Raw genomic sequence first — 21,087 nt, forward strand, 5'->3', positions numbered from 1 at the left:
GCAATTCTCTACTATATGTAGAGCGCGGTCGAGAGAGCTGCCTTTGCAGTTCACTGAAACTCTGGTTTCACTCGGCCGCCTTCATGTATCTACTCTATGTCGATGATGCGGGTTCGATACCGAACAGGAACGAAAAGCACTTCGTTCTTGCGGGCATAGCCGTATTCGAGCGGCAGGTTTATCACCTTGATCTTTTGCTGGATGAGTTGGCGCGAAACATCGTAGCTGAGGAGCCGCATAGGCTTGAGTTTCATGCCAATGAAATGCAGTCGGGCCGCAACCGCTGGCGTCGTCTGGGGAGCAGGGAAGTTCGTCGCGAATATCTTTGTGAAGCATTGAGAACCGCTGAACAGCTGAAGGGAGAGTGGGCCCTGTTTGGCATCGTTGTCGAGAAAGCGGCCATGCCGGACGAGGATGTGATGGACTATTGTTTTGAGCATCTATGCAGCCGCTTTGACCAGTTTCTGGGACGCATGCACAGACGCAGCAATACGCAGCGCGGCATCATCATCATGGACGAGTCGACCAAAGAAACTCGCCTCCAGGAACTAGCCATCAATTTTCGCCGACACGGCCATCGGTGGGGTAAACTTCGCAACCTTGTCGACGTACCATTCTTCGTCAACTCCAAGGCGACCCGCCTAGTCCAGTATGCGGACATGGTGGCTTACGCTCTATGGCGTGCCTATGAGCATGGCGATCACCAGTTCCTCGATCTGATCAAAGACAGATTTGATCGTGCCGGCGAAGTGGTTCACGGCTTGCACACCGTGCTTTTACCCAGCACCGGACAAACCTGAAAAGCCCTCCTAAAACTCCAGCCCCGCCGCCACGCGGTTCTCGATCCGCACGACCAGTCCGTGGATCTTGGCCATCAGCACATCGAAGTCGATCGGCTTGGTGAGGTAGCTTTCGGCACCGGCGCCCAGTCCCTCGATCATCTTTTCCCGGTCGGCGAGTGCGGTCAGGAAGAGGAAGGGCATATTGGCAAATTGCGGGTGGTTGATCTGCAATTCGCCGAGCATCGAGATCCCGTCCATCTCCGGCATGGTGATGTCGGAGATGACGATATCGGGCCGCTGGCTCAGGATCTTGTCGAGCCCCTCCTTGCCGTTTTCGGCTTGCAACACACGGATGCCGGCCTCTTCCAGCTCCTCGACAATTAGCTCCCGGACGTCTCTTTCGTCTTCGACGCAAAGCACTGTGATCATGTCAGTCTCCCGTTGTGGATTGCAGGATCAGGCGGCGCTCACCTCTGGCGCCGGTTGAGCGGTCTCTGGAATTGCCGGCCCCTGGATTGGCAGAACCAGGGTGAAGCAGGTGCCCTTGCCGCGCTCGCTTTCGACGAAGATGTCGCCGTCATGCAGCACGACGATCTGCTTCACGAGCGACAGGCCGATCCCGGTGCCGGCAATGCCGGTCGAGGTGCGGGCACGAAAATAGGGCTGAAACAGTTTCGGCACGTCCTCGGCGTCGATGCCGACGCCCTCGTCCCTGACGGAAAGAAACACGAAGCCGTCTTCCTCCCAGCCGCGGATGGTGATGTCGGGCGCCCGCGGCGCATATTTGACCGCGTTGGAGAGCAGGTTGGTCAGAACCTGTGAGATCGCCAGCGCGTCGCAGCGGATCACGGGCGGCAGTGCCTCGATCTCGGCGTCGAACCGATGATGTTGCGACGACAGCTTCTGCCGCTTGATCGCCTGCTCGATCAGCTTGTGCAGGGAGCAGTCGACCAGTGACAGCTCGATCTTGCCCGTGTCCATGCGGCCGGCAGACAGGAAGCTCTCCATCAGCACCACCATGCGCGCCACTGCCGAACGCACCTGCTGCGTCTTTTCGGCAAGGAAGGCGGCTTCCATTTCACCCTTCTTGCGCTGAATGCGTTGGGCGGCGCCATCGATGATGGCGAGTGGCGTACGGAACTCGTGGCTGGTCATCGCCACGAACTGCCGCTGCATGGCATTGATGTTCTTCTCCTGCTGCAGGGCTTCTTCGAGCGCTGCTGCCTGGGCGGCGATCTCTGCCGTGCGCTGGCGGACCGTCTTTTCCAGCTCGTCGCGATTGCGGATCAGCTCCTTCTCGGCCCGCTTGCGCAGCGTGATATCGGTGTAGCTCAGCACATAGCCGCCATTCGAAAGCGGCTCGGATCGCACGGCCAGCACCTTGCCGCTCTTGCGTTCACGCTCGAAGCTGTAGGGAAGACCGAGTGCTGCCTGTTCGATCCGCTCGCGCACCATGGCCTCAGGATCGCCGTCGCCCCATTCGCCACGGCTGGCATTGTAGCGCAGGATGTCCTCGAACTTGGATCCCGGCGGAAACAGCTCCGGTGGAATGTTCATGAGGTCGTAGAGCCGCCGGTTGGCCATCAACAGTCGCGAGCGATTGTCGAAGACGCCGATCCCGCCGGGAATGGCGTCGAACACCTGCTCCAGCAGCCCGAAGGCCTTGCGCTGGTCGGCGGTCGCGATGGCGACCTCGGCAAACAGGTCGGAAGAAGGCCCCCTTATACGCCAGACATGCACCTTGACCGGATAGACCGTACCGTTTCGTCGGCGCTGGATGGCGTCGAAGGTGACGCTGCGGGTACTACCCTCGACCAGAGGCATCAGTTTTGCTCGATAATCGAGCTCGGAAATGCCGACTTTCAGCGATGCGGGTGTCATCCCGGCAAGCGCTTCGGCCGAATAGCCGGTCCTGACACTGGCGGTGGCATTCGTGCGGCTGATGGTAAAGCGCAGCGGATCGAAGATGTAGATCTCATCCGTCGACAACTCTACCATATCGATGAGCGAAGCCGTGCAGCCGGTGCGCTGCTGTATGATCGGTGCAAGCTCCTGCGCCAGGAGCCGGAGCGCCATCAGGCTTTCCATGTTGATCGGCCGCTCGTTGCGGCTGAAAAAGGCGACTGTGCCAAAATCCGGATCGCCGGTGATGGAAATCGGTATCCAGTAGGGGATCAGGTCCTCGCGTTCGGCAATGCAGTCCGGCATGCGCGCGCCCAGGGGAAGATCGATGGGCAGGTCCATCTGGTCGGCGGTATTGTGGTGAAAGAGCCGCTGGCGGTCCTGACCGGCTTCGCGGATGTAGATGGCAGCCATGTCGGACAAATCGAGCTGCGGCAGAGAGGTCAGGACGGCAAGAACCTCTTTCAGCGTGTCGCTGAGACGCCTTTCAGGGATCGCCGCTCTCAGCATGTCACGGCTGGCGAGCAGGGCCCAGGGTGGCAGGGTGTTCCAGGTCAAAGCTTGCATGCGACAGCTCCGCTGCAAAAACCTATCGGAGGACCATATTAGGATGCGCGAATTAACGGAGCGGTGCCGGTTTGCCTGCAATTTGAAGCATCTGCGCAGCGAAGGGGTTCTCGGAGCGGCTAGGCGTTTCTGCCCAACTTCCATCATGACTTTCGCATGATGACCCGCTAACGTGCGGCCAATTCAGCTGGGGAGCCTGCCATCCATGTTCACGACACTTGCCATCCTCGCCGCCATCGGCGCCTATCTCGTCTTTATCTACAACGGCTTGGTGAAGGCTCGGCAGATGGCCGAGGAAGCCTGGTCGGGCATCGACGTGCAGCTGAAGCGCCGCGCCGATCTGATCCCCAACCTGATCGAGACGGTGAAGGGTTACGCTGGCCACGAAAAGGGCACGCTCGAAAGCGTTGTCGAGCTGCGCAACAAGGCCCAGGCCGTGCCGGCCGGCGACGTGACCGGCCGCGCCCAGGCGGAGGGGCTGCTCGGTGCGGCGCTGGGCAAGGTCATCGCGCTCGCCGAAGCCTATCCGGATCTCAAGGCCAATGAGAACTTCCTTGAACTGCAGAAGTCGCTGGAGACTGTCGAAGGCGAAATCCAGATGTCGCGACGTTACTACAACGGTGCGGCCCGCGATCTGAACGTCAAGGTCGAGAGCTTCCCCAACAACCTGGTTGCCGGCCAGTTCGGCTTCTCGAAGAAACCCTATTTCGAGATTGCCAACGAGGCCGACCGTGCGGTACCGACGGTCAAGTTCTGACGTCCTTCGGCGGGTGTCCCTTTAGAGACTGAGATCAATGACGACTGACAGTGTGACCATTCTTCCGCCCACCCATGCCCTGACCGGCAAGGTGAGCCCTCCGGGTTCGAAATCCATTACCAACCGCGCTCTGCTCCTGGCGGGTCTTGCCAAGGGCACCAGCCGGTTGACCGGCGCGCTGAAGAGCGACGACACCCGTTACATGGCCGAGGCGCTGCGCCAGATGGGCGTGACCGTCGAAGAGCCGGATGCGACCACCTTCGTCGTCACGAGCTCCGGTGAACTGAAGGCCCCGTCAGCCCCGCTCTTCCTCGGCAATGCCGGGACCGCGACCCGCTTCCTCACGGCCGCTCTTGCCCTCGGCCATGGTCGGTACGTCGTCGATGGCGACGAGCACATGCGCAAGCGCCCGATCAAGCCGCTGGTCGAAGCCTTGAAATCGCTTGGCGTGACGATCGAGTCCCCCACCGGCTGCCCGCCTGTCACGATCGATGCCACCGGCCGTTTCGAGAAGAACCATGTCGTGATCGATGCCGGCCTCTCCAGCCAGTATGTCTCGGCTCTCCAGATGGCAGCGGCCTGTGGTTCGGAGCCCTTCACCATCGAGCTTGCTGGTGCCGATATCGGCGCCCGGGGTTATATCGACCTGACGATGTCGGCCATGCGCGCCTTCGGCGCCAAGGTCGAGCAGCCGACGCCATCCTCCTGGGTGATCCAGCCAACCGGCTATACCGCGACCGATTTCCACATCGAGCCGGACGCCTCTGCCGCCACCTATCTCTGGGGCGCGGAAGTGCTGACCAAGGGCCAGATCGACATCGGCACGCCCTCGGATGCCTTCACCCAGCCCGATGCCAAAGCCTATGACGTGATCGCCCAGTTCCCGCATATGCCGGCCGTGATCGACGGCAGCCAGATGCAGGATGCGATCCCCACGATTGCCGTGCTCGCCGCGTTCAACGAGACGCCGGTGCGTTTCGTCGGCATCGAGAACCTGCGCGTCAAGGAATGCGACCGCATCCGCGCCGTCTCGACGGGCCTGAACAACATACGCGAAGGTTTGGCCAGGGAAGAGGGCGACGATCTGCTCGTCTTCTCCGATCCATCGCTTGCAGGCCAGTCGCTGCCGGCCTCCATCGACACCTTCGCCGATCACCGCATCGCCATGAGCTTCGCGCTGGCGGGCCTCAAGATCCGCGACATCACCATTCTCGACCCCGCCTGTGTTGGCAAAACCTATCCCGCCTACTGGGATGCACTCGCCTCCCTCGGCGTCGAACTCGTCAGGAACGATCCGAAATGACCACGCTCCTCCGCCTGTGCTCTGCCTTCCTTCTCCTCATCTGGACGGCATCCGGCGCGCAGGCCGAGGAAGTCATACTTGACTACCACGCCGATATCACCGTCCTTCCCGACGCCACGATCGAGGTGACGGAAACGATCACCGTCAATGCCGAGGGCAACGAGATCAGGCGCGGCATTTTCCGCGATTTCCCCCTTTATGCGCAGGACGCCCGCGGCTTTCGCCAGAAAGTCGACTTTGAACTGATCTCGGTCGAGCGGGACGGTCAACCGGAGGCCAATCATACGGAATCGATCACCGGCGGCATCCGGATCTATACCGGCTCGGCCGACGTCTTCCTGCGTCCCGGAGAATACACCTACACCATCACCTATCGCACCGGCCGGCAGATCCGCTATTTTGATGATCACGACGAGCTCTACTGGAACGTCACCGGCAACGGCTGGCTCTTCCCGATCGAAGAGGCGAGTGCCAGCGTCTCCCTTCCGGATGATGCGGTTCCGACCAGGACAACGGTCTACACCGGTGCCACAGGCTCGACGGCGAAGAACGCGCGTGAAATCCCAGGCTCAGATGGCCTCGAGTTTGAAACCACCGAGCCCCTCGGCCCGGGCGAAGGCCTGACCATCGTGCTCGCTTTCGACAAGGGCGTCGTTGCCGCCCCCTCGTCGGAAGACAGCGCCTGGTGGTTCATCCGCGACAACCTGAACACGATCATCGGTTTCGGCGGTCTGGCCGTGATCTTCATCTATTACCTCCGCTCTTGGATCGCCGTCGGGCGCGATCCGGCAAAGGGCGTCGTCGTGCCGCGCTGGGATCCGCCGGAAGGCATCTCGCCGGCGCTGGTCAACTACATCGACAACAAGGGCTTCTCCGGCGCCGGCTGGACGGCGCTTTCCGCCGCCGCACTTAATCTCGCAGTCGCTGGCTATGTCGAGCTCGACGATCTCGACAGCAGCATCACGATCCGGCGGACGAAAAAGTCGGTGGAGGGCAAGCTGCCATCGGGAGAAGCAGCGCTGATGGCGGAAATCCCCTCAGCCGGCAATGAACTCGTCATCGACAAGGCCAACGGCAAGAAGGTGCAGTCCGTCGGCAACCGCTTCCGCCAGGCGATCGAAAAGGAACACCGCAACAAGTATTACAAGGGCAATGCCGGCTATACCTCCCTCGGCATCGGCCTCTCGATCGCGGTCATCGCAGCCCTTTTCATTTTCGGCGACCTTACCGAAGACGTCTACGCGCTGGTCTTCGTGCCCACCTTCTTCTCGGTCTTCTTCGGCACGTTCACAGCCGGTCTCGGTCGCACCTTGCGCCGCGGGCGCTCGCTTGTGAGCAAGATCTTCGCCGTGGTGGCGCTGGCCTTCATCGGCTTCGTTGCCCTCTCGACGCTCGGCCTGATGCTGTTCTCCATGTGGATGGATCTGGAGGCAACCCACCAATTCCCGGTGCTGATTGCCGTCGGCGGCATCCTGCTGGTCAATCTGCTCTTCTTCTACATCATGGGCGCCCCGACCCCGCTTGGCCGCAAGCTGATGGACGGCATCGAGGGCCTGCGTATCTATCTGACGCTTGCCGAAAAGGACCGCATGAACATGGCCGGCGCGCCGACCATGTCGCCCAGCCATTTCGAAAAGCTGCTGCCCTATGCCGTGGCGCTGGGCGTCGAAAAGCCCTGGTCGCAAGCCTTCGAAACTTGGCTCGCCACGGCCGCCGCCGGCGCCGCGGCCGCAGCCTACAGCCCCGGCTGGTACCACGGCAGCAACTACGGCCGTTTCGGCGACCGCATCGGCGGCTTCTCCTCCTCCATGGCCTCGACGATCGCCTCCACCATCCCGGCACCGCCCCCTTCCAGCTCCTCGTCCTCCTCAGGCTTTTCCGGCGGCTCCTCCGGCGGCGGCGGTGGCGGCGGTGGCGGGGGAGGGTGGTAGGCACCCACCTCCCCCTTGAGGGGGGAGGTCGCGCGGAACGCGCGGGTGGGGGTGTTTCACCGGCGATTAAAGCTGTTGCCCCCTCAATCTCCGGAGTTGCAGGGCGGCGAGATTAGGCGTTCTATGCACAGGTTATGGTTGGGGACGCAGGAGAATGCCCAAACCTCCCACCTCCATGGATCGCTTTCGCCGCGCCAATGCAAGACGTCTGCGATCAACCAGCACGGACGCCGAACGAAAACTCTGGCGCCATCTCTGGCGCATTCCAATCGATGGCAGCCACTTCCGCCGACAGGTCCCGATCGGTCCCTACTTTGCCGATTTCGCTTGTCATCAGATCGGCCTGATCATTGAGTTGGACGGCTCCCAGCATGCGACGGATCAAGGGCTTGAACGAGACCAGGAGCGGACCGCCTTTTTGGAGGAGCAGGGATACAAAGTGATCCGCTTCTGGAACGCCGAAGTCCTGGCGGAGCTGGATGCGGTCCTCGACACAATCTATGCGGCGGCCCGTGAGCGCGAGATATTCCTTGAACTGCACCCAAATGTCCGGTCACCACGCAGAGCGGATCGTCCTCCTGCGTTTGACGCGTCCAAAGGTGATAAAAGGTTGCCGTCAGATCACCCCACCCGGGAGCTCCGCTCCGACCCTCCCCCTCAAGGGGAGGGTGGTTGAGACGCTGACGCCGCACCACCCACCTCCCCCTTGAGGGGGGAGGTCGCGCGGAACGCGCGGGTGGGGGTGATGGCGGCACGTCTGGTCCGATAACGGTGCCGATAAGGTCGAGATCGTCGATTACCACTGAGAAGGAGACATGCCATGACCATCGTCCTGCCGCCCGTCCATCCCGGTGAGATTTTGCGCGACGAGTTTCTGGAGCCCATGGGCCTGAGCGCTGGCGCCCTCGCGCGCCTCTTGAACGTACCGCGCACGCGGATCGAGCGTCTGGCCGCCGAGCAGACGTCGTTGACACCCGATACTGCGCTTCGCCTCGCTCGGTATTTCGATATGTCGCCGCAGTTCTGGATGAACCTGCAGACGAGCTATGACCTGAAGACAGAAGCGACAGCAAAAGCCGCCGAGCTGGCTGCCATTCCCGTGCGAACAGATCTGACCGCAGCCTGAACCCCCGCCATTTTGCACGCATCCATGGATGACTTTTGCCGCAGGGCTTGCTAAGTCCGCCGCAGCCTCAAGCAACATCTCGAAAAGTCAGACCCGATGCCCGATCTCCTGCTCGAACTCCGATCCGAAGAAATCCCGGCCGCGCCGCGCACCCGCAGCGCCGGAGGCGCGAGGACGCGCAATCAGGAAAACGGCATGCGGGCCTCGGAGAACACCAATGCCTGATCTTCTGCTCGAACTCCGCTCCGAGGAAATTCCGGCCCGCATGCAGCGCAAGGCGGCTGGCGATCTGAAGAAGATGGTCACCGATGCGCTTGTCGATGCAGGTCTCACCTATGAGGGCGCGCGCGAATACTGGACGCCGCGGCGCCTGACGCTCGATATCCGCGGCCTGACCGCCCGCTCGGCGGATATCAAGGAAGAGAAGAAAGGCCCGAGTGTCTCGGCCCCTCAAGGTGCCATCGACGGCTTCCTGCGCGGCGCGGGCTTGACCTCCATCGACCAGGCCATCGTCAAGACCGATCCGAAGAAGGGCGATTTCTACGTTGCCTATCTGGAAAAGCCCGGCCGTGCGGCGGAAGAGATCATCGCCGATGTCATGCCCGGCATCATCCGCACATTCCCCTGGCCGAAGTCGATGCGATCAGGTTTTGCCTCCATGCCCAAGGGCTCCGGCTATGGCGGCATCGAGGGCAAGGGCATGGAAAGCCTGCGCTGGGTCCGCCCGCTGCAGTCGGTCGTCTGCACCTTCGGCCCCGAGCATGACGAAGTCCAGGTGATCCCCTTCGAGATCGACGGCATCGTGGCTTCCAATGTCACCTATGGTCACCGCTTCCATGCGCCCGAGGCCATCACCGTCAAGCGCTTCGACGACTACGTGACAAGCCTGGAACGCGCCAAGGTCATCCTAGATGCCGAGCGCCGCAAGGACATGATCCTGCACGACGCCCGCGACATCGCCTTTGCCAATGGCCTCGAACTGGTCGAGGACGAGGGCCTGCTGGAGGAAGTCTCCGGCCTCGTCGAATGGCCGCAGGTTCTGCTCGGCACGTTCGAAGAGGACTATCTCTCGATCCCGGCAGAAATCATCCGCCTGACGATCAAGACCAACCAGAAGTGCTTCGTCGTGCGCCCGCAGGGTGAGACCGACAAGCTCTCCAATCACTTCATCCTGATCTCCAACATCCAGGCCACCGACGGCGGCCGCGAGATCATGCATGGCAACGGCAAGGTCGTGCGCGCGCGCCTGTCGGATGCGCTGCATTTCTGGAAGCGCGACCAGGGCGACCTGCCGGACCTCGATACGCTGAAGGCCTCCGCCGCCAAATTCGACCTGGATCTCAAGAAGCCGCTCGACCAGCGCATGGCCAAGCTCGATGCGCTGAACGTCACCTTCCACACCAAGCTCGGCACGCAGGGCGAGCGCGTGGCGCGCATCCGCGAACTGGCGAAGGTACTGGCGCCTGTTGTCGGCGCGGATGCTGCCCTCGTTGACCGCGCTGTGGTGCTGGCGAAAGCCGACCTGCGCACCGAAGCCGTCGGCGAGTTCCCCGAGCTCCAGGGCGCCATGGGCCGCAAATATGCGCTGCTGCAGGGCGAGAACGCCTCCGTTGCTGCCGCCATCGAAGACCACTGGAAGCCCAACGGTCCCTCCGATCGCCTGCCAGAAGACAAGGTGGGCCTCACTGTCGCCCTCGCCGACAAGCTGGATACGCTTGTGGGCTTCTGGGCGATCGACGAAAAGCCGACCGGATCGAAGGATCCCTATGCGCTGCGCCGTGCGGCGTTGGGTGTGGTGCGGATTCTCCTTGAAGAAGGGATCAAAGCGAATCTAGCCCCAATGATCCGCGCGCTGAATCTGTTGCATTATCCGATCGCCGCTAGAGCGAACGCGGATCAGCTCTTTTCTCACATTTACGCAGGGCGCGGTCCGAAGGACGAGGATGCCATTTACGAGCGCATGTCGGAAGACGATGCATTCTCCAATGGTAAGTTCACTCCAAAGCCGTCGGTTTATTCCCTGTTGTGGTTCTTCCACGACCGCCTGAAGGTCTACCTACGCGACCAGGGCGCCCGCCACGACATCATCGATGCCGTGCTGACGCCCGAAGCCGACGACCTCTTGATGGTCGCCCGCAAGGCCGAGGCGCTCACCGCCTTCATCACCTCGGAAGACGGTCTGAATCTCTTGGCCGGCACCAAGCGCGCCACCCAGCTTTTGGCTGCCGAAGAGAAGAAGGGCACCGTCGTCGCCGATGGCGTCTCGGAAGCGCTGCTGAAGCTCGACGCGGAAAAGTCCCTCTTCGCCGCCATCCAGTCTGCCTCGAAATCGGCAGCAGACGCCGTGGCGTCGGAAGATTTCCGCTCCGCCATGCAGGCGCTCTCGACGCTGCGCGGCCCGGTCGACAAGTTCTTCGAGGACGTCCTGGTCAACGACGAGGACGCCGCCATCCGCGCCAACCGCCTGGCACTATTGAAGGCGATCCGCGAGGCGACAGCCACGGTCGCGGACTTCTCCAAGATCACAGGCTGATGGATGGAGGAGGCTCAAATCCTCCTCGTTGTCGGTGGTGGCGGTGCGAGGGTACCGATCACCACCCCGGTTGGATTTGCTTTCCTGGTCTCCTTCTTGGGATTTTGGCTCGCCTTCATGACTTTCGGCTGCGTATCCATTGTTGGATTTTTTCGCTCGGGTGAGCCGTCCTTGCCGAGGTATCCAAGAGGTAAGGATGCCGCCGACAAGCGCCGTGTAGAGTACGAAGTCAGGAACAAGCGGAATCTTCAGATGCTCTCGATCTGGCAACGTTACCTGGCAACGCGCATTGGTGTCATTCACATCAACCTGATGATTATATTTTTTATCGCTACAGTTGTGTTCGGCATATGGATGTTGGCAGAGCGAAAGCAGATGAATAAGGCAAAGGATCAGGTTGTTGCGGAACTCGTCGTTGTAGGGGTTTGACTAAGTCTGGCTAGATCGCAGGTTTTGCGCCGTTGTTCGAACATGATACTGTACGGGCTGGTGTTGCGACTGGAGGCATCCCCATGCACAAGCCCGTTCAGGTCACCATTGCCGAACCCTATGACAGCTTCGTCGAGTCTCAGCTCGAAAGCGGCCAGTTCAAGTCGGCGCAAGAAGTGGTCGAGGCCGGTCTTCAGCTGCTGAAAGAAGAGCAGGCGCGTACAGAATGGCTGCGCAAGGCGCTGATCGAGGGGGAAAACAGCGGGCCGTCTGTGCCCTTCGATCCCGAAGATCTGATGGATTCTGTCCGAGAAAGATGGAAGAGCCGTGGCTGAGATCCGGCTTAGTCCCGCCGCACGCCATGATTTTCTCGACATCGGTGACTACACGCGGGATCGATGGTCTGAGGCTCAAGCCGAACGATACCTGAGGCAGATCCTTGCGATGATCGGGGAAATCGGAACCTACCCGTTTTTAGGCAGCGAGGTACCTTCATTGCGGCCTGGCTACCGCCGCAGACGTTGCGGCTCACATCTGATCTTCTATGTCATTCTGGAGGATGGCATGGTGGAAGTCGTTCGCATCATTCACGAGCGAGCCGACCATCTGGGCAAACTGGACGATTAACCTTGATGCCCCCCAAAATCTTCATCAGCGCCTGCCTGCTCGGCCGCCCCGTCCGCTATGACGGCAAGGGCAAACCGCTGATTGATCCACGGATCGAACGTTGGAAGGCCGAGGGGCGGCTCGTCGGTTACTGCCCCGAACAGGCCGGTGGCCTGCCCACGCCGCGTCCACCGGCCGAAATCGAAGGTGGCATGAATGGCGAGGATGTGCTGGCCGGCCGGGCCCGGGTTCTGGAGGTGACGGGCGGCGATGTCACCGCAGAATTCGTCGAGGGCGGAAAGAAGGCGGTCGCCTTTGCCCGCGAGCAAGGGTGCGACGTGGCGCTCCTCATCGACGGCAGCCCGTCCTGCGGTTCCGGCTTCATCTATGACGGCTCTTTCTCCGGCACCCGCCACCCCGGTTTTGGCGTCACCGCAGCCCTGATGCGTGAAGCCGGCATCGAAGTCTTCTCCGATCGCGAGCTCGATCGACTAGCCGCGCATGTCGATCGCACGGCCTGACATGCAAAAGGCCGCCGGATCGCTCCGGCGGCCTTTTAACTTGCGTCACGCGAAAGGTGATCAGCTAGCCATGCGATACTGCTGCTGGCCGCCCGCCTGGCTCGTCTTGAAGCTGCGGATCAGGTTCAGGAGGTCGCCCGTGTCGTTGGCGAGAACCTCGGCCGATGCGGTGGTCTCCTCGGCCATCGCCGCGTTCTGCTGGGTGGCCTGGTCGAGCTGGTTCATCGACGACGAGATCGAGCGCAGGGTCGTGTCCTGCTCCTGGGCGCTGTGCGAGATCTTGGAGACGATGTCGTTGGCGCTGGCGATCTGGTCCGAGATGCGTTTCAGGGCTTCGCCGGTCTGACCGACCAGCTGCACACCCTGTTCGACCTGGGCGGAAGAACGGGCGATCTGATCCTTGATCTCCTTGGCGGCGGCTGCCGAGCGCTGGGCAAGCTCGCGGACTTCCTGGGCGACGACGGCAAAGCCCTTGCCGCTTTCGCCGGCACGTGCCGCCTCAACGCCGGCATTGAGCGCGAGCAGGTTGGTCTGGAAGGCGATCTCGTCGATCACGCCGATGATCTTGGTGATCTCGGCCGACGACTGTTCGATGCCGCTCATCGCGCTGATGGCACGGGCCACGATCTCGTCGCTCTGCTTGGCTTCGCCGCTGACGGCGCTGACGCGGCTTGCGGCTTCACGAGCACCATCCGCCGTCTGGCGAACGGCGACGGTCAGTTCGTCGAGCGCCGCAGAGGTCTCTTCGAGGTTCGCAGCCTGGCGTTCGGTGCGGGTTGCAAGCTCGCCGGATGCGCGACGGATCTCTTCCTTCGAGACGGCAATGTCGTTGCCCTTCAGGTTGACGCGGGCCATGGCTTCTTCGAGACGCGCCAGCGCGTCGTTGAAGTTGTCGCGAAGTGCCGCGTATTTCGGGCCGAGATCGGCGCAGCGGACAGTCAGATCACCATGGGCGAGCTGCTCCAGCGACTGGCCGATGGTGGAGACGACATGCGCCTGCTGCCGCGCTTCGGCCAGCTGCGCTTCGGCATTCTGGCTGCGCTCGCCGTCAAGCTCGCGCTGCTGTTCTTCCTGGCGGGCCGCCAGCGCATGGCGCTCACGCACCTTGTCCTGCAGGCTCTTGGTGGCCTTCGCCATCATGCCGATTTCATTGCGCAGATCGGTATGCGGAATGGCGATATCGACATTCTCGTCTGCCACGGCTTCAAGCGAATCGTGGATCGCCTTCAAGGGCTTGGTGATGTTGCGGATCACGAAGAAGGCGGCGATCAGCGCGAGAGCGAAGATGCCGATGGACCAGCTGATCGTCTTGATGACGCTCGAGCGGATTTCAGCCTTCAGGTCATCGGTGTAAAGGCCGGTGACGATGACGACCTTCCAGGGTTCGAAGGCCTTGCCGTAGGAGGCCTTGGGATAGGAACGATCTTCGGGATCTTTCCCGGGCTTCGGACCGATGAACTCCACGAAACCGCCGCCCAGCTGGCCAAGCCGGACAAGTTCGTCACGATAGGCAAAGCCATTCGCGTCCGGCTTGCCCTTGTTGCTCTTGCCGACATCCTTCGAAGTCGGGTGGAACACCATGACGACATCATAGTCATAACCGAAGAAGTAGCCGTCCGGCTCGAAGCGCATCTTGTTCAGCATGTCGTAGGCGCGGGTCTTGGCCTCTTCAACGGTGAATTCGCCGGCAACGGCGCGGTCGTTGAAGTCCTTGAGAACGGACAATGCGCTCTCGACCTGCGTCCTCAGGAGTTCGTAGCGCTGCTGGTAGATTGTCGCAGTCGAGGATCGGACCTCGAAATAGGTGGCGGCAGCAAAGGCCACCATCAAGCCGCCGATCAGCATGATCAGCTGGAGGGAAATCTTCAGGTTTTTCATAGGCGAGCGATCTTTCGTCTGTCGAGCGGTTCGTGCGCGGTGGGAGGAGCAAGCGAACGGGATCGGCACGTCATGTGTCGACGGAGTACGACAGACTCTCGATCCGAAAGATTGAGATGCCTTTAAGCAGCTCAGAATATTGGGATACGAAAATGTACTGGTGAAATTTAGGGGGTCTCAAACGACATAACGCCCGGGACTGGGCCGGGCGTTATGTCCGTGTCGTCCACGAGGAACCGCCGCGCCCGGATCGTTTGGCGGGCGGATGGGAAAATCAGTCGAGACGCAGCTCGAAGCCCGCGAGAGCCGGGGCAGGCTTGTCGCCCGCAGCCGTATCGACCGCCGCGGTCATCGCGCCATGGTCGATGGCGGCAGGAGCGGGCAGGGTGCCGGCAACGACCATCGCGCCGTCCGTCGCCCAGCCTGCAGCCGAGCTATAGACCACGACCGGCGATCCGCCGAACCAGCGCTCCACGCGCTTCAGCTTCTTCTCACCGTCGATATCCACCACTTCGGCGGCCTGATAGCCATTGGCGATGGCGGGCACCTGGTAATGCGACTTGCTGAGCCTCGGTGCCGGCGCGGGGCAATGGGCGCAGTCGATCGAGACGATGCTCGGCTGGCTGGCGGAGAGCCCGGTTATGGTCGAGATCGAGCCTGCCATGGCAGGCATGGCCACCAGCGATGCTGCAAGGATCATGGATGTCGAAGCGAGACGGCGCATAAGGTTTTTCCCCGATTGTTGGGAAGAACGTTAGCAGCAGTTTCTTTCGATCCGGTCAGAAGCTTCTGTAAAATTTGAACGAAGTGGCGAATTCGAAGCGGAAATCGCGACAGATCCGTATGAAAATCAGGCTTTCTCGCGCGCAATTGCCCGCCAGCCGATGTCACGACGGCAAAAACCGTTCGCCCATTCGACCGCGTCGACGAGCCGGTAAGCGGCAGCCTGTGCCTCGGCAACCGTCGCACCGCGCGCCGTCGCGTTCAGCACGCGCCCGCCGGTCGCCACCAGCTGGCCCTCCTTCATCGCCGTGCCGGCATGGAAGACCTTGGCGCCGTCCCCGGCCTGGGGAAGCGAGGCAATCGGCGTCGCCTTGTCGTAAGCCCCGGGATAGCCCTTGGATGCCACCACCACGGTCAACGCCGGGTCCTCGCTCCACTCGGCCGTCACCTGATCCAGCGTGCCGGTGGCGGAGGCATAGAGGATCGGCAAAAGATCGCTCTTCAGGCGCATCATCAGCACCTGGCATTCCGGATCGCCGAAGCGCACATTGTATTCGATGAGTTCCGGACCCTTCTCGGTGATCATCAGCCCGGCGAAGAACACGCCCTGGAAGGGGTGGCCCATCTCGGCCATGCCGCGCATGGTCGGCTCGATGATCTCCTTCATCGTGCGCTCGACCATCTCTGCCGTCATGACCGGTGCCGGGGAATAGGCACCCATGCCGCCGGTATTCGGGCCGGTATCGCCGTCGCCCACGCGCTTGTGGTCCTGGGCGGTGGCAAGTGGCAACAGCGACTTGCCGTCGGAGAGGCAGAAGAAGCTTGCTTCCTCGCCATCGAGGAAGGCCTCGACCACGACTTCCGCACCGGCAGCACCGAACGCGCCCTCGAAGCAGTCGTCGATCGCGGCGAGTGCCTCATCCAGCGTCATCGCAACCGTGACACCCTTGCCGGCGGCAAGGCCGTCGGCCTTGATGACGATGGGTGCGCCCTGTTCGCGCACATAGGCCTTGGCCTTCGGCGCGTTGTTGAAACGCTGATAGGCGCCGGTCGGAATATTGAAGCGGGCGCAGACATCCTTGGTAAAGCCCTTGGAGCCCTCGAGCTGGGCAGCCGCCGCAGACGGCCCGAAGACCGCGATGCCGGCCTCGCGCAGACGGTCGGCAATGCCGGCGACCAGCGGTGCTTCAGGCCCGACGACGACGAAGTCGATCGCCTTGTCCTTGCAGAAGGCGACGACTGCAGCGTGATCATCCGTATCGAGCGAAACGAGTTCCGCCTCTTCGGCGATGCCCGGATTGCCGGGCGCGGCGTAGAGCTTGGTCAGAAGCGGCGACTGGGCGATCTTCCAGGCCAGAGCATGCTCGCGTCCACCCGAACCGATCAAAAGAACCTTCATCGCCAGCCTCCAGTGCCACAAGGGAATGCCCGGCGGTTAAGGGGAGGGAGGCCAAAGGTCAAGCCGAATTGACCTCTGATGGCCCTGCTTTCCTGTGAAGTGGGCTCCATTCCCGTTGCCTTGCCGCAATCGCCCGTTATGGTCCGCGTTCACGAAGCAGGTTCAGCAAAAGTGTCCCGCGGTTTTGCGATGAGAACCTGCGACAAGCAAAGACGCTGAGCGGATGAATCGTTGGCTTGCCAACGAAAGTCTGCCCAGCACAAGACGGAAGACCCATGGCCGACGACATCAAGAGCATTGCCGCCCTCATCGCCACCGAGATCAACGCCCGTCCCGACCAGGTGACGGCCGCAGTTGGCCTGCTGGACGAGGGTGCGACGGTCCCCTTCATCGCCCGCTATCGCAAGGAAGTGACCGGCGGTCTCGATGATACCCAGCTGCGCAATCTCGCCGAACGGCTGATCTACCTGCGCGAGCTCGCCGCCCGCCGCAAGTCGATCTTCGAGAGCATCGATAGCCAGGGCAAGATGACGGATGAGCTTGCCCGCAAGATCGCTTCGGTGACGACCAAGGCCGAGCTCGAAGACATCTATCTGCCCTACAAGCCCAAGCGCCGCACCCGCGCCGAGATCGCCCGTGAGAAGGGGCTGCAGCCGCTCGCCGATGCGATCCTCGCCGACCGCACGAGCGACCCGCAGCAGCTCGCAGCCGATTACATCACCGAAGAGGTGCCGGACGTGAAGACGGCGCTCGAAGGCGCCCGCGACATCATTGCCGAGCAGATCTCGGAAAACGCCGATCTCATCGGCCGCCTGCGCAACGACATGAAGGATCGCGCGATCCTCTATTCGAAGCTCGTCGACGGCAAGGCCGAGGCTGGCGCCAAGTTCGCCGACTATTTCGACCATTCCGAACGCTGGGCAACCGTCCCCGGCCACCGCGCGCTTGCCATGCTGCGCGGCTGGAATGAGGAATCCCTGTCGCTGTCGATCGAAGTCGACCGCGATGACACGGCGCCTGTGAAGCCGAGCCAGCGCATGATCGCCGCCGCTTACCAGGTCGCGGCCAAGGGCCCCGCGGACCAGTGGCTGCTCGAAGTCGCCGGCTGGACCTGGCGCGTCAAGCTCTCGGTCTCTCTATCGCTCGACCTAATGCGCGAACTGCGCGAGCGGGCCGAGGAAGAGGCGATCCACGTGTTCGCCCGCAATCTGAAAGACCTGCTGCTCGCAGCCCCCGCCGGCTCACGCCCGACCATGGGCCTTGACCCCGGCATCCGCACCGGCGTCAAGGTCGCCGTCGTCGATGGCACCGGCAAGGTGGTGGAGACGACGACGGTCTATCCTTTCCCGCCGAAGAACGACATCCGCGGCACGCAGGCGGAGCTTGCTTCGCTGATCCGCAAGCACAAGGTCGAGCTGATCTCAATCGGCAATGGCACGGGCAGCCGCGAGACGGAAAAGCTGGTGGCCGACATGCTGGCGCAGTTCCCTTCAACAGCGCCGAAGCCCACCAAGGTCATCGTCTCGGAAGCCGGCGCTTCCGTCTATTCCGCCTCGGAAACGGCGGCCAAGGAATTTCCAAATCTAGACGTCTCGCTGCGTGGCGCCGTCTCGATTGCGCGGCGCCTGCAGGATCCGCTCGCCGAACTCGTCAAGATCGAGCCGAAGTCGATCGGCGTCGGCCAGTACCAGCACGATGTCGACCAGGGCAAACTCGGCCGCTCGCTGGACGCCGTCGTCGAAGATGCGGTGAATGCCGTCGGCGTCGATCTCAACACGGCTTCCGCCCCGCTGCTTGCCCGGGTCTCCGGTCTCGGCAAGACGACGGCGGAAGCCATCGTTGCCCATCGCGATGCCACCGGCGCCTTCGAAAGCCGCAAGGATCTCCTGAAAGTCCCGCGTCTCGGTGCCCGCACCTTCGAACAATGCGCCGGCTTCCTGCGCATACCCAATGGCAAGGAGCCGCTCGATGCCTCCTCGGTCCACCCTGAAGCCTATGGCGTGGCGAAGAAGATCGTCGCCGCTTGCGGCCGCGACCTGCGCTCCCTGATGGGCGACAGCGCCACGCTGAAAAGCCTCGATCCCAAGCGCTTCATCGACGAGCAGTTCGGTCTGCCGACGGTCAAGGACATCCTCGCCGAACTCGAAAAGCCGGGCCGTGACCCGCGTCCGTCCTTCAAGACGGCAACCTTCGCCGAAGGCGTCGAGGAGATCACCGATCTCAAGGTCGGCATGACGCTGGAAGGCACCGTCACCAATGTCGCCGCCTTCGGCGCCTTCGTCGATATAGGTGTGCACCAGGATGGCCTGGTCCACGTCTCCCAGCTGGCCGATCGGTTCGTCAAGGATCCGCATGAGGTGGTGAAAGCGGGCGATGTGGTGAAGGTCCGCGTCGTCGAGGTCGACGTCAAGCGCAAGCGCATTGCGCTCACCATGCGCAAAGACGGCGGTGAGGCGCAACAGCCCTCGATGCGCGGCGACGCCCGCGGCAATGCCAATGCGATGAAGCATTCCAACGCCCGTCCGCCGAAGCCGGAGCAGCCGGCCATGGGCGGTCTCGGCGCCGCGCTCGCCGAGGCCATGCGGAAGAAGTAAACGAGAAACAGGCCGGAGCTCATCACTCCGGCCTGCCCATCGCCCCCGAAAGGCACCTCTCAAATAGACGCTGCACAATCCTTGCAGAATGGTGTGTGCGGCACGGCCTTCAGCCGCTCCATGGAGATTGGCTCGCCGCATTTCATGCACTGACCATACCGCCCCTTGGCGATCCGGTCCAGCGCGGCATCAATGGCCCTCAGTTCTTCCTCGCCCACCTGACCGAATTCCTCCAGCACTTCGTCGTTTTCCGCCTCGGTCGCGCGTTCGGCACTGTCGGCGCTTTTCAACGTGCCGAGGTCATTGTCGATTTTCTTCAGCCGACGCTCGATCTCGTCCTTGCGGGCCAACAGGATCCGCTCGAAATGGGCTGTGTCCATGGCTTGTACGGGATTGTCCATCGTCTCACCTGTCGACCAGAACCGAAATCTTGGAATGACGAACGACCCGGTCGGCCGTCGCGCCGATGAAGTAGTTGGAGAAATCGGGCACGTGCGACCCGACGATGATCAGGTCCGCCTTGTGCTCCTCGGCCGTTGCCAGGATTTCACGGGCCGGAGCGCCGGAGCGGATCTCGATATGCGCCTTCACCTCGGCCTTTTCCTTGATCGCAACGAGCTTGGCCTTGGCGTCGTTGATCGCGCCTTCGATCAGGTCAACCGGCACGTCGATCGCGAGATAGCCGGGGATGTCCTCGATGATCGTGAGCAGCACGATCTCGCCACCTTCGTCCAGCAGGGATTTCGCCTTTGCCAGGATCTTCTCGCCGATCTCGACGGCTGCCGGATCGACCGGGACGATGATCTTCTTGTACATCTTGCTCTCCTTTGGCACCCGCCGGGTGTTTCCTCTTTATGGACAGAAGATGCGTCTCGGGAGCGGGAGCCGCATTGATCAGGATCAATTTTGGAACGGGTTGCTTCGTCAACTTTTGTCGAACGAAGTTTCGAAGAAATGCGATCTTCTGTGAACGAACGATCTGGACCATATTCTTCGAAAGCGCCGCCTCAGGCCGCAGGAGAAAACCCCATGACCGCCGCATCGAACGAACTAACATCTTTCGCCACAAGCCGCCCCGTGCATGTCGGCCGCGCCCATCTGGTCGTGCGCGATCTCGATACGATGGCTGGCTTCTACGAAAGCGCTCTCGGCATGAAGCGGCTCGAAATGAGCGAGAGTGGCGTCGAACTCGGCGCGGGCGATCGCGTGCTTCTGACGCTGACCACGCGGGGTGATGCAGCTTCCGCGCCCCGGAATGCCGCCGGCCTGTTTCACAACGCGTTTCTGATGCCGGATCGTGCTGAGCTTGCCCATTGGCTGGCACATGCGGCCAATCTCGGCCTGCAGTTCGACGGCGCGAGCGACCACCTGGTGAGTGAGGCAATCTATCTCTCCGACCCGGAAGGCAACGGCATCGAAGTCTATCGCGACCGGAAGCCCGAGGAGTGGACCTACCACGCCGATGGCACGGTCGAGATGGACACGCGCCGGCTGGATCTGCAGGCGCTTTACGACAGCGCGGCAAGGACGCCCTGGGCCGGCATGTCGCCGGACGCAGCCCTGGGCCATATCCATCTGCAGGTTGGGAACGTGCCGGAAGCGGACCGCTTCTACGAAGGTGTGCTCGGTCTGAAGAAGATGGCGAGCTATCCGGGCGCAAGCTTCTACGCCTCCGGCAGCTACCACCACCATGTGGCGGCCAACATCTGGAACAGCCGCAACGCGCCGGCTCGCACCGGTGCCATGACCGGCCTGCAGGATTACGAACTCGCCTTCAACGACAAGGCTGTTCTGGACGGTGTTCTCGCCACGCTCGAGGGCCTCGAAATCAAGGTGGGCCGCACCGCGCGGGGCTACCACCTGCGGGATCCCTGGGGCATCGGGCTGACCCTGGTCGCACCTGTGGCCTGATCACCTCCGGATCCGCTGCAAGCCGGCGCGATCCGGCGTGGAACGGATATTGTTCCCGAACGTTGAAGGACGTCGCCCAGGGGGAACAACGTCATGTCGCCAATCTGCAGCCGAGACCATTTTCT

The 21,087-nt window shown here is 62.1% G+C and carries 21 protein-coding genes; 14 read left to right on the plus strand and 7 right to left on the minus strand.

Annotated elements, in window-relative coordinates:
• The first annotated feature begins 83 nt into the window (after positions 1–83).
• Entirely contained in the window at positions 84–800 is a 717-nt protein-coding gene (locus M1E12_RS02115) for a DUF3800 domain-containing protein (RefSeq protein WP_479563576.1), read from the plus strand.
• 9 nt (positions 801–809) lie between these two features.
• Here M1E12_RS02115 and M1E12_RS02120 read toward each other — a convergent pair whose 3' ends face one another.
• Positions 810–1,211, minus strand: a complete 402-nt coding sequence (locus M1E12_RS02120; protein ID WP_136542256.1) for a response regulator — start codon at positions 1,209–1,211, stop codon at positions 810–812.
• Between the two features lie 27 nt (positions 1,212–1,238).
• The gene (locus M1E12_RS02125; RefSeq protein ID WP_479563577.1) at positions 1,239–3,251 is read right to left on the minus strand and encodes a sensor histidine kinase; all 2,013 of its coding nucleotides are present in this window, start codon (positions 3,249–3,251) and stop codon (positions 1,239–1,241) included.
• Between the two features lie 205 nt (positions 3,252–3,456).
• On the opposite strand from M1E12_RS02125, the gene M1E12_RS02130 reads away from it, so the two are divergent.
• From M1E12_RS02130 to M1E12_RS02180, 11 genes are all read left to right on the plus strand, one after another.
• Positions 3,457–4,008: a LemA family protein gene (locus M1E12_RS02130; RefSeq protein WP_479563578.1), complete on the plus strand. Its 552-nt coding sequence runs from the start codon at positions 3,457–3,459 to the stop codon at positions 4,006–4,008.
• Between the two features lie 37 nt (positions 4,009–4,045).
• A complete protein-coding gene (gene aroA / locus M1E12_RS02135) occupies positions 4,046–5,311 on the plus strand; it encodes a 3-phosphoshikimate 1-carboxyvinyltransferase (protein ID WP_479563579.1) in 1,266 nt (421 codons plus the stop codon).
• Positions 5,308–7,242, plus strand: coding sequence for a DUF2207 domain-containing protein (locus tag M1E12_RS02140; protein ID WP_479563580.1), 1,935 nt, complete (start codon positions 5,308–5,310; stop codon positions 7,240–7,242). Before aroA ends, M1E12_RS02140 begins: the two co-directional genes overlap by 4 nt.
• Before the next feature lie 175 nt (positions 7,243–7,417).
• Positions 7,418–7,918: an endonuclease domain-containing protein gene (locus M1E12_RS02145; protein ID WP_479564800.1), complete on the plus strand. Its 501-nt coding sequence runs from the start codon at positions 7,418–7,420 to the stop codon at positions 7,916–7,918.
• Positions 7,919–8,062: 144 nt separating this feature from the next.
• Entirely contained in the window at positions 8,063–8,368 is a 306-nt protein-coding gene (locus M1E12_RS02150) for a HigA family addiction module antitoxin (RefSeq protein ID WP_479563581.1), read from the plus strand.
• A gap of 96 nt (positions 8,369–8,464) precedes the next feature.
• Positions 8,465–8,593, plus strand: a complete 129-nt coding sequence (locus M1E12_RS02155) for a hypothetical protein (RefSeq protein WP_479563582.1) — start codon at positions 8,465–8,467, stop codon at positions 8,591–8,593.
• Positions 8,586–10,901, plus strand: a complete 2,316-nt coding sequence (glyS, locus tag M1E12_RS02160) for a glycine--tRNA ligase subunit beta (RefSeq protein WP_479563583.1) — start codon at positions 8,586–8,588, stop codon at positions 10,899–10,901. Before M1E12_RS02155 ends, glyS begins: the two co-directional genes overlap by 8 nt.
• Positions 10,902–10,904: 3 nt before the next feature.
• Positions 10,905–11,330, plus strand: a complete 426-nt coding sequence (locus M1E12_RS02165; protein ID WP_479563584.1) for a hypothetical protein — start codon at positions 10,905–10,907, stop codon at positions 11,328–11,330.
• A gap of 83 nt (positions 11,331–11,413) precedes the next feature.
• Entirely contained in the window at positions 11,414–11,665 is a 252-nt protein-coding gene (locus M1E12_RS02170; RefSeq protein ID WP_479563585.1) for a type II toxin-antitoxin system ParD family antitoxin, read from the plus strand.
• Entirely contained in the window at positions 11,658–11,957 is a 300-nt protein-coding gene (locus M1E12_RS02175) for a type II toxin-antitoxin system RelE/ParE family toxin (protein WP_479563586.1), read from the plus strand. Before M1E12_RS02170 ends, M1E12_RS02175 begins: the two co-directional genes overlap by 8 nt.
• A 5-nt stretch (positions 11,958–11,962) precedes the next feature.
• Entirely contained in the window at positions 11,963–12,457 is a 495-nt protein-coding gene (locus tag M1E12_RS02180; RefSeq protein WP_479563587.1) for a 2-thiouracil desulfurase family protein, read from the plus strand.
• Between the two features lie 60 nt (positions 12,458–12,517).
• Here M1E12_RS02180 and M1E12_RS02185 read toward each other — a convergent pair whose 3' ends face one another.
• From M1E12_RS02185 to purD, 3 genes are all read right to left on the minus strand, one after another.
• The gene (locus tag M1E12_RS02185; protein WP_113460675.1) at positions 12,518–14,335 is read right to left on the minus strand and encodes a methyl-accepting chemotaxis protein; all 1,818 of its coding nucleotides are present in this window, start codon (positions 14,333–14,335) and stop codon (positions 12,518–12,520) included.
• Positions 14,336–14,609: 274 nt separating this feature from the next.
• Positions 14,610–15,059, minus strand: coding sequence for a plant virulence effector HPE1-like domain-containing protein (locus M1E12_RS02190; protein WP_479563588.1), 450 nt, complete (start codon positions 15,057–15,059; stop codon positions 14,610–14,612).
• Between the two features lie 126 nt (positions 15,060–15,185).
• On the minus strand, positions 15,186–16,457 hold the full coding sequence (purD, locus tag M1E12_RS02195; protein ID WP_479563589.1) for a phosphoribosylamine--glycine ligase: 1,272 nt from the start codon (positions 16,455–16,457) through the stop codon (positions 15,186–15,188).
• A 275-nt stretch (positions 16,458–16,732) separates the two neighbouring features.
• Here purD and M1E12_RS02200 point away from each other — a divergent pair, with 275 nt between their 5' ends.
• The gene (locus tag M1E12_RS02200) at positions 16,733–19,051 is read left to right on the plus strand and encodes a Tex family protein (RefSeq protein ID WP_479563590.1); all 2,319 of its coding nucleotides are present in this window, start codon (positions 16,733–16,735) and stop codon (positions 19,049–19,051) included.
• Between the two features lie 59 nt (positions 19,052–19,110).
• Here the strand turns inward: M1E12_RS02200 and M1E12_RS02205 are convergent, their stop codons facing one another.
• Complete coding sequence (locus M1E12_RS02205; RefSeq protein WP_479564801.1) at positions 19,111–19,431, minus strand: TraR/DksA family transcriptional regulator; 321 nt, start codon at positions 19,429–19,431, stop codon at positions 19,111–19,113.
• Positions 19,432–19,456: 25 nt separating this feature from the next.
• Positions 19,457–19,867: a universal stress protein gene (locus M1E12_RS02210; protein ID WP_136542242.1), complete on the minus strand. Its 411-nt coding sequence runs from the start codon at positions 19,865–19,867 to the stop codon at positions 19,457–19,459.
• Positions 19,868–20,005: 138 nt separating this feature from the next.
• Here M1E12_RS02210 and M1E12_RS02215 point away from each other — a divergent pair, with 138 nt between their 5' ends.
• A complete protein-coding gene (locus tag M1E12_RS02215; RefSeq protein WP_479563591.1) occupies positions 20,006–20,962 on the plus strand; it encodes a VOC family protein in 957 nt (318 codons plus the stop codon).
• Positions 20,963–21,087: the final 125 nt, after the last annotated feature.

The sequence above is a fragment of the Rhizobium sp. K33 genome (assembly GCF_056501445.1).

Excerpts from the sequence above, each read along its gene's own strand:
- M1E12_RS02170 (WP_479563585.1), top strand. The coding sequence starts at position 11,414 with ATGCACAAGCCCGTTCAGGTCACCATTGCCGAACCCTATGACAGCTTC.
- aroA (WP_479563579.1), top strand. The coding sequence starts at position 4,046 with ATGACGACTGACAGTGTGACCATTCTTCCGCCCACCCATGCCCTGACC.
- M1E12_RS02125 (WP_479563577.1), bottom strand. The coding sequence starts at position 3,251 with ATGCAAGCTTTGACCTGGAACACCCTGCCACCCTGGGCCCTGCTCGCC.
- M1E12_RS02150 (WP_479563581.1), top strand. The coding sequence starts at position 8,063 with ATGACCATCGTCCTGCCGCCCGTCCATCCCGGTGAGATTTTGCGCGAC.
- M1E12_RS02145 (WP_479564800.1), top strand. The coding sequence starts at position 7,418 with ATGGATCGCTTTCGCCGCGCCAATGCAAGACGTCTGCGATCAACCAGC.
- M1E12_RS02120 (WP_136542256.1), bottom strand. The coding sequence starts at position 1,211 with ATGATCACAGTGCTTTGCGTCGAAGACGAAAGAGACGTCCGGGAGCTA.
- M1E12_RS02185 (WP_113460675.1), bottom strand. The coding sequence starts at position 14,335 with ATGAAAAACCTGAAGATTTCCCTCCAGCTGATCATGCTGATCGGCGGC.
- M1E12_RS02115 (WP_479563576.1), top strand. The coding sequence starts at position 84 with ATGTATCTACTCTATGTCGATGATGCGGGTTCGATACCGAACAGGAAC.
- M1E12_RS02155 (WP_479563582.1), top strand. The coding sequence starts at position 8,465 with ATGCCCGATCTCCTGCTCGAACTCCGATCCGAAGAAATCCCGGCCGCG.
- M1E12_RS02205 (WP_479564801.1), bottom strand. The coding sequence starts at position 19,431 with ATGGACACAGCCCATTTCGAGCGGATCCTGTTGGCCCGCAAGGACGAG.
- M1E12_RS02215 (WP_479563591.1), top strand. The coding sequence starts at position 20,006 with ATGCGATCTTCTGTGAACGAACGATCTGGACCATATTCTTCGAAAGCG.
- M1E12_RS02190 (WP_479563588.1), bottom strand. The coding sequence starts at position 15,059 with ATGCGCCGTCTCGCTTCGACATCCATGATCCTTGCAGCATCGCTGGTG.
- glyS (WP_479563583.1), top strand. The coding sequence starts at position 8,586 with ATGCCTGATCTTCTGCTCGAACTCCGCTCCGAGGAAATTCCGGCCCGC.
- M1E12_RS02165 (WP_479563584.1), top strand. The coding sequence starts at position 10,905 with ATGGAGGAGGCTCAAATCCTCCTCGTTGTCGGTGGTGGCGGTGCGAGG.
- M1E12_RS02180 (WP_479563587.1), top strand. The coding sequence starts at position 11,963 with ATGCCCCCCAAAATCTTCATCAGCGCCTGCCTGCTCGGCCGCCCCGTC.
- M1E12_RS02140 (WP_479563580.1), top strand. The coding sequence starts at position 5,308 with ATGACCACGCTCCTCCGCCTGTGCTCTGCCTTCCTTCTCCTCATCTGG.
- M1E12_RS02200 (WP_479563590.1), top strand. The coding sequence starts at position 16,733 with ATGGCCGACGACATCAAGAGCATTGCCGCCCTCATCGCCACCGAGATC.
- purD (WP_479563589.1), bottom strand. The coding sequence starts at position 16,457 with ATGAAGGTTCTTTTGATCGGTTCGGGTGGACGCGAGCATGCTCTGGCC.
- M1E12_RS02130 (WP_479563578.1), top strand. The coding sequence starts at position 3,457 with ATGTTCACGACACTTGCCATCCTCGCCGCCATCGGCGCCTATCTCGTC.
- M1E12_RS02210 (WP_136542242.1), bottom strand. The coding sequence starts at position 19,867 with ATGTACAAGAAGATCATCGTCCCGGTCGATCCGGCAGCCGTCGAGATC.